This is a genomic window from Pseudomonas sp. FSL R10-1350, from assembly GCF_009600525.1.
GTDB classification, from domain to species: Bacteria; Pseudomonadota; Gammaproteobacteria; order Pseudomonadales; family Pseudomonadaceae; genus Aquipseudomonas; species Aquipseudomonas helleri.
In genome coordinates this window covers 191,225-205,070 of sequence record NZ_WIVR01000003.1, presented here as the reverse complement: position 1 = coordinate 205,070, position 13,846 = coordinate 191,225, and the positions used below count along the sequence as shown (strand labels likewise).

Sequence of the window (13,846 nt, the reverse complement as noted above, 5' to 3'; positions counted from 1 at the left end):
GTAGCTATGGTGAGCGCAAACAGTGCTGCGCGGCGCCGATGGAATGGCGCCTATCGTCCTCGTGACTGATTGAAATATTTTTTCACAAAGGCGTTGACTTGCTATTGGTGAGGAGCGTAATTTCGGATCAGTTTCGCAGTTAACTCGGCTTGTCTGGTTAGTCTGCCGACCTCAATGGTCAATACCGGAACATACATTTACCTGATTGCTCTTGCGGTTGGGTACGGCGAAGAAGCCCAGCATGCCTTAATTGGCTGTTGGGCTTTTTTCGTTCTGGACGTTTGATAACAACAAGAATGGCGGTGCACGATGACGCTTTCGACGACAAAACAGACGGTACCATTAGGGCTGCTGTTTTCGACCACTGGGACTTACGGTTCCGTGGGCCAAGCCATGTTGTCCGGCTCATTGCTGGCTATCGAAGAAATTGCTGCTGACAAGCAATTCTATTTCGCCTTCGAACCGGTTATTGCTGACCCGGGCGGCGACCTGTCGCGTTATACCGAGTTGGCTCAAACCATGCTGGAAGACCGCAGCGTGACCCACGTTGTCGGTTGTTACACCTCGTCCAGCCGAAAGCAAGTAGTCCCCGTATTCGAACGGGCTAATGCCTTGCTTTGGTACCCATCGCACTATGAAGGTTTCGAGTGCAGCGACAACGTAATCTACGTCGGCTCATCGCCTAACCAGCACATCGTGCCGTTAGCGGGTTACATGCTTTCTGTTTACGGTAATCGTATCTACACCATCGGCTCCAACTATGTCTGGGCTTGGGAAAGTAATCGGGTCATGCGCGACATCGTCGAGACACATGGCGGTGAGCTGTTAGCTGAACGCTACTTGTCATTGGACGACACCGATGTCGAATGGATTGTTGACGAAATTCGCACATTCAAACCGGATTTCATTTTCTCGACCTTGATCGGCGCCTCGACGCACGCGTTTCTCAATCGCTACACCGAGGCCGTTCGCCAAGGAGAACTGGGGGATTGCCCTGCACCTCCGATTGCAAGTTGCAACCTCTCTGAAACCGAATTGCAACATGTTGATCCGCAAGCACGAGCAGGTCATTTTTCATCTTCTGTGTATTTCCAAAGCATCATCAGTCCAGCGAACAGCCTATTTGTCAGCCAATACAAGGCGCGCTTTGGCGCGGCAAACGTCACGTCGGTAGACGCCGAGGCTTCGTACAACGCGGTTCACTTACTGGCCCGAGCAATACAAAAAGCCGGGAAACACGATGTGGCAAGCATTCGTGAAGCGATTACCGAGTGCACCTTTGATGCGCCTCAGGGGTGTGTGCGTGTCGACCCTGGAAACTTCCACTGCGTACTTACCCCCCGGCTGGGGCGGTCGGAGGAGAATGGTCAATTCGAAGTGATTATGGGGGGACACTCACCACTGTCTCCCGATCCGTATCTGGCGTGGTTCGACGCCAAGCATGATGTAGACGCGTGGTCAGTATTTAAAGACTCAAGTAACGCATCAGAGGCTGCTACGCCTGTGCAGGTGGTGAAGTGAAAAGTGCGGCTATTCCAGTTTTCCGCGGGCGCCGCGTTCTGCTTTTGCACAAGAACGATCGCGATCGCCAAACACTGGAGTCACAACTCAATCGTCTGGGAATGCTGGTTGAATCCCGAGACACTGCGCAGCGTCATGACTGGGACTTAATTGATGTGTGTTTCTTCGATGCGGACTCAGAGAAGCGTTTCACTTTTCCCTGGGCTTGCAACGAACCAAAAATCCCACTGATTGCAATGATGGGTTCTGAAACACCGGAACGGATCAAATGGTGCCTGGCCAATGGCGTCTCAAGTTTCTTGGTCAAACCTGTGCGCTCGAGCGGCACCTATCTTGCGTTAATGCAGGTCGAACACCGCTTCGAGGAATTGAAGAGGATCAATACGCAAATTAATGAACTGCGTGAGCGGGTGAAGTCTCGACGCATCGTGTTCAAGGCACTGCTGCAGATAATGCATGCATTTAAATTGAATGAAGATCAGGCATTTGAAAAGTTGCGCAGTGTCAGCATGCATCAACAGGTATCTATTGAAGCTCTTGCGGTATCGATTGTATGTGGCGAGCCAGTTGAATGTTATGAGGAGACTGGTGTAGCAAAAAACAAATCATCGAACAAACTTGACGATTACTAAATCACCTGTAGTGCGCGAGTATTATTAAATAATTCATAGCTTAACGCTGACGCGTTTATTTCTGCTCTGCCTTCATGTTTGGCAAAGTGAATCCCCGTGGGCGATTGTCCATAATTACAATAACCGAGGAATAGTTCATGACGTTACGCAGACCTTCTCGCAGCGATATTCTTAACATCAGCGAGTCAACCCATGTTCATCTGACCGAGCACGAGTTAAGTGTGGTCGAGCAAATGATCGCCGATAATCTGGTGCACTATGATGTACTTGATCAAATACCCGAGGTCATCCAGACAAACGTTGCAGCCATTCGTATTCCTGGTAGTCGGCCGACGCGGGAGCACGATCCTTTCAACGCAATTGTGCGTACGTGCGACGTCAGGTCGGCTGCACCGATTGAAGGTTCACTCAGCGGTATGACTATCGGTGTTAAAGACACCATCTGTGTTGCCGGTATCCCTACCACCTGCGGTTCGAAATTGCTTTACGACTATGTGCCCGATGTAGACGCACCGATCGTAAGCCGGATCATCAACGCCGGCGGACATATAACCGCGATGCTTAATACGGACGACTTTGCTTTTTCGGGTGCGGGTCATACCAGTACCTATGGGCCGGGGCTAAATCCACGCAATGCAAAACATGTAGCAGGCGGATCTTCTTGCGGTTCCGCAATCGCCGTTGCAACCGGTCAGGTTGACATTGCAATCGGTGGCGATCAGGGAGGCTCCATTCGAATACCTGCGTCCTGGTCAGGCATCGTAGGGCACAAACCAACGCATGGTTTGGTGCCTTACAGCGGAATTGCCGGATACGACCTTACGCTCGACCATATCGGACCGATGGCCAAAAACGTGGAAAGTGTTGCTTTGATGCTATCCGCCATAGCCGGCAAAGACGAAGCGTGGAGCGATCCTCGGCAGCCCGATTCCATAGAGAAAGTTGACTACACCGCGGCGTTGAGCGGTTCTCTGCGAGGACTGCGTATCGCTGTGGTTGAAGAAGGTTTCAATACGCCATGGTCAATGCCTCAGGTCAACGAAGCGGTGCGAGAAGCAATCAAACTGCTCGAGCATTTAGGCGCTACTGTGCAGAGCATTTCTGTACCAGAGCACAATCACGTAGTCCCCATCTGGAACAGCATCGCGACCGAAGGCGGTATCGACACGTTCTTCCACGGCCTTAACGCTTATGGCACTAAAGCCTGGTACAACACCCGTCAGATGTCGGCGATGTCTAAGGCGATTAAATCCAACGCCAGTGACTTTTCACCCACTGCCAAAGTAAGCGTGATGGTCGCTCACTATATGAAAGAGCAGTACCACGGAGTGTTTTACGGCCGAGCCCGTAATTTGGCGCGCCAGTTGACAGCTGTCTACGACGAGGTGTTCAAGCGCTTCGATTTGGTGGTGATGCCGACCACACCGCAAACAGCACATGAAGTTCCGCCGATGCCAGAAGTGGACAGAGCCGCTCATATCTCCCAAGCCCTGAACATGCTGTGTAATACCGCAGCGTTCAACTTGACCGGCCACCCATCGATCTCGGTACCTTGTAAAGATGTCGTCGGTCTTCCCGTCGGACTCATGTTTACCGGACGTTATTTTGACGACGCGACCGTATTGCGGGCTGCCCACGCCTACCAAATTGCACAGTAATTAAATCAGTTCACACTTAACAGCATCATCACCTGCTTTAAACCGTATTAGTCACTTACCCGTTTCTATCGCATGTTCTATGCGAGGGGATCTTAATAAATAAAAACGAGGTGAACGCCATGAGCAAGTTCAAAGAATGGTTTCAAGGCCCCCAGGACATTACCGAAGCGGAGGCTGTGGAAGACTATGCGGTGGGGCGTGTACCCGGCCATTATCGCTGGCCAATCCCGGCGATTATTCTGGTTCTTCTGGGTAATTCGACGGCCATGTTTTGGTTCAGCTTAGGCGCCGATATGAGCTACCAAGTGGGATGGCCGACGATGCTGCTGCCAATTACCTATTTGGTGGTGCTGGCAACAATTATTGGTGCCTGCGTTATGAAGTTGGCAGCTAAAGAGGGACTGTCACTGAGTTTGCTGACACGAGGACTGGGCTTTGGCTATATGGGGTCGGCGTTTACCTCGTTGATTTACGCAATCAATTTCATTTTCTATTTCTTGTTCGAAGGCACAATCGTGTCCCATGCGATCGCACATTATGCAGGAGTAGAAGTCAGTTCGTGGGGGGGCGTCGCAATCTTCGCTGGCATCGGCATCGTGACTATTTGGTTCGTATGGAAAGGCATGTCGTCGATGCAGTTTTTACAAACGTGGGGTGTACCCATTTTTATGGTGCTGTTCGGTTTTTGCCTCTATCAGTTGACTCAAAACTATGAAGTGGTCGGTCCTTCCGGTTGGCTGCCCCAAAGTCAAAACAGTTCTACTGCGCTGTGGACCGTGATGAATATGGCTAACGGGCAGATTGTCTTCCAGGGATTGCTGGCTACAGACTACGGACGATTTGCCAAACCGAACATCACCCACAAAGGTACCGCCACCATCATGCTGGGAATGATGGTGCCTATGGTCGCTGTCATGTTGTGCGGAGCGCTATTGGCTTACACCTTGATCCCGCACATTACTCAGGGTGACAAGCTGACTCAGGCTATGGACCCAGGTTTTATCTTCCCGACTGTGATCGCACTCACGGGTGTGATCTTCACCGTGGTCACGCAAATCCGTATCAACGTGCTCAATCTGTATTCGGGCTCGATCGCCTTATCCAACACCATGGACATGACGTTCAATTATCGTCCGGGCAGACAGTGGTGGATGCTGCTGGTCTGGTTACTGGGCGTGCTGTTTTACGTGTGCAATGTGCTTCAGTACACCGGCACCTTCCTCGCGATCACCGGAATTTTGACTAACACGTGGGTGTTCATCATCCTTGCCGATTACCTGGTTTGCCGGAAGATATTCAACCTGGCACCCACTGATTTCGTCGAGTTCCGACGTGAGCACCTGCGCTCGTGGAATCCGTGCGGCGTATTCAGTTTGTTGATCGCCGTAGCAATTGGCGCCGCCGGGATTCTGGGTGCTTACCCGATGTACTACGCCTCGTTCATCGCCATGTTGGTGGGACCGGTATTGCACGTCATTTTCAGCCTGGCGACGAAGGGCCGCTACTACTTCAAGAGCTTTCCGCAGGACATGCCAACCCAATGGCAGCCGGCTGGCGATTACGATGGGCCGAGGCCGGCAGCAGACGCGGCTTGAGTTAATAAATGTCAGAGCACCCAGGACTGAGTGCTCTGACTTAATACCCGGAGCAGGTCAAAGTAGCGGCGGTATGGTCGCTTGCACCGGCACTTCCAGTACCGTTGGCACGTTCCGCGTGAAGGCTTCGTTGCAGGCCTTGCGTATCTCATCGAGGGTATTGGCGCGCACCCCGTGGGCGCCATAGCCGTTTGCCAGAGCGACAAAATCCAGGCCTGGCAAATCCAGCCCCGGCACGTTCGGCGTTTGCTCCAGCACGGCAAAGGATTTCAAAATCCCGTATTGCCCGTTACGAGGCACGACAAAGAGAATCGGTAATTCGTGCTGCACCGCCGTCCATAAGCCTTGAATGGAGTATTGGAACGAGCCATCGCCGATGATCGCCAGCACGGGGCGATTACGCCCGCTGTCACGCTCAGCCAACGCAATACCGATACTGGCCGGAAGGTTCCAGCCCAGGCTGCCACTGGCAAAGGTATAAAACGAGTCGGGCTGGTCCACAGGCCATGCGCTATGCAGCTCTGCGAGATTAGAAGGCGACTCCTCAATCAGAACCGTATTGGCGGGCGTTGCAGCGCGCAGGGCCTGGAACACACTGAGTGATGACAACAGTCCATCAGCGCTTTCTGCGTGCGTGGCTGCCGGGTGCGGAGCCAAGCCATGTGCCTGGCGCTTGACCGCAGCACTGCCAACAGGACGCGGCTTGACCTGAGCAATCAAGGCATCCAGTGACAGGACCGCATCCCCCAGCACACTGTCGCCGACCGGTGCACGGGCTGCCTCACTGGGGTCGTCAGTGATGTGCAAAAGGCGTAAGCCCGCAGGCAAGTAGTCGCCGGCAACGTAGGGGTAATAGCGAAACACCGGAGCGCCAATGACGATGGCCAGATCATGGCCGGCAAGCTTCTGCGATAAAGGCGCAATGGCAAAAGGCAAGCCGCCGGCATACAACGGATGGCTTTCCGGGAAAGGAGGGCGCTCAGAGGCAGGCGCGGCGTACACCGTGGCTTGCAGCTGCTCAGCCAGGGCAATGGCTTGCGGCCAGCCTTGACCACGGGCGATGGCCGCACCATAAATCAGCGCCGGATTACTGGCCTGGGACAACGCCTGAGCAAACGCGCTGAGCACCTCAGGATCCGGAGCAATTCGCGTGGCCACCGAGCGCACAAGGGCAGGGCCTTTGGCAGGCTTGTTCCAATCATCCAGTGGAATCGACAAAAACACCGGCCCGGCCGGCGGCTGCACGGCGATGGCGTAAGCGCGCATAAACGCGGCCGGGACATCTTCGGCGCAAACCGGCTCATAACTCCACTTCACCCAAGGCTTGGGCAAAAGAGCTGGCTCAACGTTGGTCAGCCACGGCTCCATCAGCAACATGTCCCGGGTTTGGTTGCCCGCGGTGATGATCAACGGCGTTCTGTTCTGAAACGCGGTCAAAATGTTGCTCATGGCATTACTCAACCCGGCACTGGTATGCACGTTAACGATCGCCGGTCGCCGATTGGCCTGCGCAAAACCATCCGCCGCGCCAACCGCAGAAGACTCATGCAAGGTCTGGATATAGCGAAAATCTGCCGGGAAATCCTTGAGAAAGGTCTCCTCAGTCGAGCCAGGATTGCCAAACATCGTGGTAAGCCCCAGCTCTCGTAGCAACTGATACGTCACATCGCGGACGGTTTTGCCTGTCATGGAAACTCCGATCAATTCAGATTGAAGACATTGCGAAATAGCTGATGGGCAGGGTAGTTATTTCGCGCGTGCTCACCACAAGCCAGCGCTGGAACTGCGCGGTGATCAGAACGGAGGGTAGGCGAAGAGGGGGGTAGTGGGGGTGGGGGCGACGAATGGTTTGGGTGGGTAAGGGGCGCAAGATGTGTTCCTTATATGGAAATACAACTGCCCGCAGTGTGAATGCGAGCAGAGTGTTTTGCGCTTGCGTAAAAAAGTTTTAGGTTTGTTGTGCAATAAGGAATTGCGTCAAGCCCTGACTGCAAGCCTCAACCGCGAGTGCTTTAGAGCCAGACGTGTAGCTGAGCATAAAAATAATCGAAAAAGGACAGCGATTTGCAACTTCAAGACGCTCACTTAAGTAATTGGCAAAGAGATTTCGCCAACCAATTTGCTGTTTCCAATGCCCCTAAAAATACTCTCATCGCTGGACTTAGCTAGAGTAAAATCGTTGCGTCAACCCATGCAGCTGCCGCAAAAAATAAACAGTGGCCAAGCTGAATATATTGCCTTTATTTCAGATTTTTACATCCAATCAGGGCAATTGATCAACAGGTTGAGTTCAAGGCCAATCATGGTTGATCGAGCTTCACCATCCACCTTCAGTCAATCTAGCAATGAAATATCACTTACGTTTAAGAAACTGGGGCAGCACTCCATCCATAGCTCATTAATAGAGTGTGCATCGAAAGGTGGCGTACTTTTAATTATCTACGAAGCTGCTCGCAATCAAACTCAAGCCCTACAAATTGCGACACAGCTTTGAAATTGAGTACAGCCAAACAAATGTAATTCATCTCGCAGATACCGCTTGCTCATAAAACAAAAAGCTGGAAGTACGAGCACGACGGAAAATACCACTTTATAGCGAGTACATATTCGAATCTCCGTCACTAATTATTCCTAGCACTCAAGTCTTTTAGGCGGAATACTCACCCAGCCTGAGTTTACTCAGCAAACCACATAGAAATCTTCTGGCACTAGGTGATTTGAACTGGCGTGAGTTTGAGATTCTGTTTTCTGAACTATTGGTGGCCAAAGGGTACGAGATTGAACTCATGCGAGGCATTAAGGGCGGAGGCCTAGATGTGGTCGCCATTAAGGATGCGGGTGAAGCAGCATGTTTAAGGCATTGTGGCAAACAAAGAGAAATCGCATATCGAGAAAGTTGTAATTTCTACCATTCGAGAACTAGCCGACGTTCGGAACGAGTATCAAGCGAGAAAAGGTATTATCGTTACTACCAACTTCCTTAAGCGCGACGCCTTGCAGCGTGTAGAGCGTGAGCGCTACTTACTGGGCAGGGTGGATAGCGATGATTTTAAAGTTTGGGTAGAAAAGATTTTTTTCGAACAATCCTGGGAATAGTCAATCTAGAGAAGTACTACCTAATACTTGGTCGCTCATGCACGGCCACTCAAAATCAGTGATTTTTTAGATTTTTGTACGCACCGAAAAAAGTTGTGTGAAACTAAAGTCCGGTTGATATCCGGAGTACAGTCGTCCCACCAGACTGCGCTCCGCCTACTCAAGCCGATGCACTTATCGCCGCACCTGTCGCAATGCCTTATCGATGTTATTAGTGTCAAACGCTTCTACAACCTTGGATCGCGTTTCTTTTCCGTACCAACCGCTCCTGCAGTTGAAGCTTCGGTACAGAGGTTGCTCGATTCATATCACAATGACATCATTGCGCAATTACTTTGCGTGAACCTGCAGGCCAGATACGTCCGGCCGTCACGTCATTTGCATTGGTAACCGGCCACTAGAAGGGATTCGCATGTATCTACGGCAATTGGATGTCACTGGATTCAAATGCTTTGGTGAGCCGTTCACCATCGAGTTTCGAGACGGGCTGAACGTGCTCGTGGGAGAGAATGGGGCCGGCAAGACTGGAGTGGTCAGTGCAGTGCGCCAGCTCTTCAACGACTCGGAGTCTGGCAAGCGAATCATCAGTGAGCGCGATTTTTACCGGGGTTTTGAGGCGGGCGCGGTCGCTGCTGAAAGCATCCAGATTCAGGCGACGTTTTCAGGTCTGGATGATCAGGACGCCATTGCGTTTGAATCCTGGTGTGGAAATCATGACGAGGCCAAGCTGACTTTTGAGGCGCGCAATCAAGAGTCTCGCGGTCGCTTCAGGCACCACACCTACGCAGGTCACGAGAATGCCAAACCGTTTGAGTCCGAGACGCTGGACTACATCCATTGCATCTACCTGCCTCCGCTGCGTGACGCCGAGAACAAGCTTCGCGAAGGACGCCAATCCCGCCTTGCCCGACTCATGAAGGCCCTCTGCCGAAAGGATCTTGCTGCGGCTAGGAGGGCACAGACTCTTCACCCGCTGGAAGAGCATGTCGGAAACTTCAATCGTGAGCTTTCACAGAGCGACGAATTTGCGATCAAACAAGCCAATCAGCGAATCGGAGACAACCTGAAGGCAGCGCTGGGGCTCAATCTCTCTCAGGGCACCATGATTCAGTTCTCCGAGGTCAGCTTCTCCCGGATCGTGGAGGGATTGCGGCTTCTGTACTTCCCTAATCTCAGCGAGGCTGACACGACCCAGTTCCGATCGCTGGAGGAGAACAGCCTTGGCTACAACAACCTCCTGTACATCGCATCGATCCTGGCTGAACTGATCCTGGAGGAAGAGGAGGATCGAGGCGAAGAGACCTACCTGCGGCTCCTGCTGATCGAGGAGCCAGAGGCGCATCTTCATCCTCAGCTTCAACTGCGCCTGCTTCGGCATTTGAAAACGGTGGCTGAAGAGCGCGGTATCCAGGTCATCATCACCACGCACTCGACCGTCATCTCCGCTGCCGTCTCTCTGGATCACCTCATCCACATCTCCAACGACACCAGGCCAGTTGCTATACCGCTCAGCGCGTGCGGCCTTCCTGAAAACAGTCGCCGCTTTGTGGATCGCTGGTTGGACGTCACAAAATCAAACCTCCTTTTCTCCAAAGGGGCACTACTCGTGGAAGGAATTGCTGAGGCCATGGTACTGCCAGAGCTGGCGCGTATTGTCCTGCGCCCCTACGGAGAGGGGAAGAACTGCCTGGACGACTACGGCGTCTCGGTGATCAACCTCGGCGGCATCTACTTCAATCATTTCATGCAGCTGTTTTGCGATGTCACAGGTGATCAGCGGGGCGAGAATGTCCCGATCAGGTGTGCAGGGCTTACTGACAATGACCCCCCGAAATCTATCCGGTCGGTTGAGGGGGAGGACGGTAAAGATGTTCCTGTACCGTTCCTTCCTCATGATGATGACCTCCAGGTAGGGGACAATCCAGCATTGGCGCTGATAGCGCCGATCAGCCAATCGCAGTACGGCAGGTTGTTCGTGGGTATGTACAAGACCTTTGAGTACGACATCGCGATGGAGGGTAACAACCTCAAATTGATGTCGACAACTGCGGCCAGTATCTGGCCTGTGCAAGATGGGGGAGTGGTGAGGGAGCTGAAAAGGCGGGCGGAGTTGGACTACTCGACCATGAGTTCAGCGGAGAGGGCGCCGTACGCGAATGCCATGCTTGATCGAATCGAAACCAAAGAAATTGGCAAGGGGTTCTATGCGCAGGCATTTGCGGACGCGCTGGCTAACCTGAGGGATGGCTTCGTCGTACCGGAATACATCCGCTTAGCCATCCTATGGGCCTGCGGAATCGAGGAACAAGCCGAATGACCCGGGTCAGATCTGAAGGCTTGAGGCCGAGGGATGCCGGGCGATGAACTTCACCAAGGAACAGTTGGAATACATCGCAGCGCCGCTTGATCAGCACAGCTACCTGAAAGCATGCCCAGGTAGTGGCAAGACCGAGGTGGTGGCTGCAATGGTCTCGCAAACCATTCAGGCGTGGTCACGTTCCCCTTCGGGTATCGCTGTTCTAACATTTTCTAACAGCGCGACCGACGAGCTCCGGAGCAGGGTGCACAAGTACTTGGGCGGGCCAATCGGCTTACCGCACTGCATATCTACCTTCGACAGCTTCGTGTTAACCAGGTTGGTGGCCAGCATCGCCAGCGAGCTGACGGGCTATCCAGGCAAGGAGGGCGATTACCGTATTCAGATCCTTGAGAGGGAAGCAGATGTCTTCCAGTCCCGGCAGCGGATTTGTGGTCGCCGCGTGTCAGCCTGCCGGTACAACTACGATCTTGAAGCAGGCCGGTTCAAGTTTACGACGGGTGAACGAAGGTTCGATCAGCAGCTCAATGACGCAGAGATCACTGATGAGATCAAAGCTGATCTCGTAGCTACCAAAAGGCGACTCTGGCTTGCCGGTTACGCGACCTATGCTGACATCGACATGCTGGCGCTCATGGCATTCAAGGAACGTCGCTTCGATGGCTATTTCTCGCGTGTTGCCCGCCGCTTCCCAGTGGTAATCGTGGATGAATGCCAGGATCTCTCCGCCGAACAACTGATGATCGTACGCAAGCTCAGCGTGCTAGGAGTTAAATTCCACTTTGTCGGCGATCTCAATCAGTCGATCTACGGCTTTCGCAGGTCGAATCCAGCCAATGTCAGCCAATTGATGGAGACACTCCAGTTCAAGCAGTACGAGCTGACAGCCAACTGGCGAAGCGGCCAAGCCATTGTCGACCTTTGCAGTAACATCGTCGGTACTGGAAAGGTTTCCGGGAATCCTGAAATCGCCTCCATCCAGCCCAAGATTCTCGAGTACGTAGACTGTCCGTCAGAGCTTCTGCCAACGATCCGCGCCATGACAACGGAGTACGGTAAGGTCGTGATGGTTGCGCGAGGGCATACGACCCTCCAACGACTGCGCAACGGGAAGACCTTCGAAGGCATTGAGTTACTTGCAGTCTCCTGCATCGGCGCCAGCTCAGGAAGCCTGAGTGACTTCAAAGTGAGTGTGAGAACATTTGCCTACTGGCTGGCAGGGAAGCTCCAGCTGCAAGTTACAAAAGCAGGGCCCTATTGCCCGGTCTCAATGGAGTCCAAATTGAGCTGGCGCAAATTCCTCCACCAGAGCCTCCAGTTCTTGGTCGCCAATGGCGCCGGCGACGCTAACCAAACATGGACGGCATGGGTTCGTACCGCAAAGCTCGCGCTCCGACAGCTACCAGATCAAGGCTTCGTGCCCGACGAAATACGGGAGGAACTGCTGGCGTTGAGAGGGCTTAATCTCGTCGCCCAGCGTGGAGAGGGCAACAAACCGGTGTCAATACGCCTTTTAAGCCAGGAGATCCAGGATGGAGCACCGGAGACACTACGCTACGAGACTATTCACCAGGTCAAAGGCGAGACGCACGATGTCACCGTGGTTGTGTCCTCCAAAATCCGAGGCAAGCACGAATCCCACTGGGCCGACTGGCTCTCTGATCGCGAATCTGAAGCCGCACGTTTCGCCTACGTCGCAAGCTCCCGCCCCCGAGACATGCTCATCTGGGCGGTGAAAAGACTGAAGCCAAAGGAGCGCCAAGCATTGGCCGAATTAGGCTTTGAACTTCCCTGAGCGATGCGCCGGGCTAGCTTGGTGGTGCTCATATTTGGGAGGCGACGCCGGCGGCGCCCAGAGTCGGTGTAAACCTATTTGTTCACCTGTTAACTAATTTGGTTTACAGCTCAGAAAATAGGTTTACACCTTTCCAAGATGCCTGTGCGACCGACGCTCTGGTGTGGCAAGAAGAAAACTGCGATCACGAACCCACGCCTGAGAGATTACTTATAAAGGGAGTGCGAGATGAAATACGCCTTTGTAGGCGGTACAAGGGTGCAAGTCGAGCCAAAACTACGCGGCGTTTGCCCACCCTGTGAGTCGGAAGTGATATCCAAATGTGGCAAGCGCGTGATCTGGCACTGGGCGAATCAATCACGCTCGAGCTGCGATCCCTGGTGGGAGAATGAGGCGGCCTGGCATCGTGGATGGAAAAATCGATTTCCAGTGGAGTGGCAGGAGGTAACACACCTAGGTTCAGCAGGTGATCATTGCTTGCAATATGATTCGCGAAGTTCAGTCCTAAACAGTCAATCTTTAGCCATGGGCCGAGTTGGATTTTCGGCAAGTGAGTTGATCTATCAACGAAAGTGCGGCTCTGCTCTATTGTACTTGAAACCAGAATGCGTGAGTTTTGCCATGTGGCAGGACTCATGTTTTTTATCGCACGATAGTCAAGGCTTCTTTCTGAAAGGCTGGTTATGAAATACATGGATAACATGATGTGCTATCAGAACATCAGGAGTTGCGAGAGCAACTCCTTTCTTTAAATCTCCTACTTAACGTAAGCCTTTTCTTCAGCGACCCCATATTTGCAGGTCACTTGACGCTGGAACGCCCCACGGTCACCTACCTGGATAATATAATTGATGCGCTCTATCTCCAGATCTTTAGCACATTGCTTTAGCGTTTTTGCTATGTCGTAATGAATTTTACGGACATTCTCGGGAATTTTGTAATTCAATTCTGGATATTCAATCGCCCAAACAGTGTCGACACTATCTAGTTTAACCCATTCTTTTTCGGCCAGAAACTTGTAAGCTTTCTTGCGAACAGCATTCGCATTTTCAAAGTCAAGCGACAGTGTTACGTGAGTCATATTCATTTCCTTAACGAGCTCGCTACCAGGTGGTAGCAAGTCCATGAAGATCATGTCAGAGACTTTATTTAACTTTCCATCCATAGTTAACACCTGCGCTCACATTGTCCGCCATGCACTACAAAGTGCGCATGGATTGCCAATTGTCCGC

At 52.6% G+C, this 13,846-nt stretch carries 12 protein-coding genes; 10 read left to right on the top strand and 2 right to left on the bottom strand.

Features of this window, described 5'->3' with window-relative positions; all coding sequences use genetic code 11:
• The first annotated feature begins 309 nt into the window (after positions 1 to 309).
• The 4 genes from GHO25_RS02845 (at position 310) to GHO25_RS02830 (ending at position 5,406) form a co-directional block, all read left to right on the top strand.
• On the top strand, positions 310 to 1,521 hold the full coding sequence (locus tag GHO25_RS02845) for a transporter substrate-binding domain-containing protein (RefSeq protein WP_153389856.1): 1,212 nt from the start codon (positions 310 to 312) through the stop codon (positions 1,519 to 1,521).
• The gene (locus GHO25_RS26710) at positions 1,518 to 2,153 is read left to right on the top strand and encodes an ANTAR domain-containing protein (protein ID WP_153389855.1); all 636 of its coding nucleotides are present in this window, start codon (positions 1,518 to 1,520) and stop codon (positions 2,151 to 2,153) included. Before GHO25_RS02845 ends, GHO25_RS26710 begins: the two co-directional genes overlap by 4 nt.
• Before the next feature lie 137 nt (positions 2,154 to 2,290).
• Complete coding sequence (locus GHO25_RS02835; protein ID WP_153389854.1) at positions 2,291 to 3,811, top strand: amidase; 1,521 nt, start codon at positions 2,291 to 2,293, stop codon at positions 3,809 to 3,811.
• 119 nt (positions 3,812 to 3,930) lie between these two features.
• Positions 3,931 to 5,406: a cytosine permease gene (locus GHO25_RS02830; protein WP_048387572.1), complete on the top strand. Its 1,476-nt coding sequence runs from the start codon at positions 3,931 to 3,933 to the stop codon at positions 5,404 to 5,406.
• Between the two features lie 57 nt (positions 5,407 to 5,463).
• Here GHO25_RS02830 and mdlC read toward each other — a convergent pair whose 3' ends face one another.
• A complete protein-coding gene (gene mdlC / locus GHO25_RS02825; protein WP_153389853.1) occupies positions 5,464 to 7,095 on the bottom strand; it encodes a benzoylformate decarboxylase in 1,632 nt (543 codons plus the stop codon).
• A gap of 502 nt (positions 7,096 to 7,597) precedes the next feature.
• Here mdlC and GHO25_RS02820 point away from each other — a divergent pair.
• The 6 genes from GHO25_RS02820 (at position 7,598) to GHO25_RS02795 (ending at position 13,301) form a co-directional block, all read left to right on the top strand.
• Positions 7,598 to 7,900: a hypothetical protein gene (locus tag GHO25_RS02820; RefSeq protein WP_153389852.1), complete on the top strand. Its 303-nt coding sequence runs from the start codon at positions 7,598 to 7,600 to the stop codon at positions 7,898 to 7,900.
• 223 nt (positions 7,901 to 8,123) lie between these two features.
• Positions 8,124 to 8,390 carry a restriction endonuclease gene (locus tag GHO25_RS26805; RefSeq protein WP_178109957.1) on the top strand — a complete coding sequence of 89 codons (267 nt, stop codon included), beginning with the start codon at positions 8,124 to 8,126 and terminating at the stop codon, positions 8,388 to 8,390.
• Positions 8,293 to 8,502 carry a restriction endonuclease gene (locus tag GHO25_RS26800; RefSeq protein ID WP_372240918.1) on the top strand — a complete coding sequence of 70 codons (210 nt, stop codon included), beginning with the start codon at positions 8,293 to 8,295 and terminating at the stop codon, positions 8,500 to 8,502. Before GHO25_RS26805 ends, GHO25_RS26800 begins: the two co-directional genes overlap by 98 nt.
• 412 nt (positions 8,503 to 8,914) lie before the next feature.
• Entirely contained in the window at positions 8,915 to 10,819 is a 1,905-nt protein-coding gene (locus tag GHO25_RS02805) for an ATP-dependent endonuclease (RefSeq protein WP_153389850.1), read from the top strand.
• Between the two features lie 43 nt (positions 10,820 to 10,862).
• Positions 10,863 to 12,614: a UvrD-helicase domain-containing protein gene (locus GHO25_RS02800; RefSeq protein WP_153389849.1), complete on the top strand. Its 1,752-nt coding sequence runs from the start codon at positions 10,863 to 10,865 to the stop codon at positions 12,612 to 12,614.
• 228 nt (positions 12,615 to 12,842) lie between these two features.
• Positions 12,843 to 13,301 (top strand): competence protein CoiA family protein, encoded by a 459-nt coding sequence (locus GHO25_RS02795; RefSeq protein ID WP_153389848.1) that lies wholly within the window; start codon positions 12,843 to 12,845, stop codon positions 13,299 to 13,301.
• A 70-nt stretch (positions 13,302 to 13,371) separates the two neighbouring features.
• On the opposite strand, the gene GHO25_RS02790 is transcribed toward GHO25_RS02795, so the two are convergent.
• Positions 13,372 to 13,779: a hypothetical protein gene (locus GHO25_RS02790; protein ID WP_153389847.1), complete on the bottom strand. Its 408-nt coding sequence runs from the start codon at positions 13,777 to 13,779 to the stop codon at positions 13,372 to 13,374.
• Positions 13,780 to 13,846 lie beyond the last annotated feature (67 nt).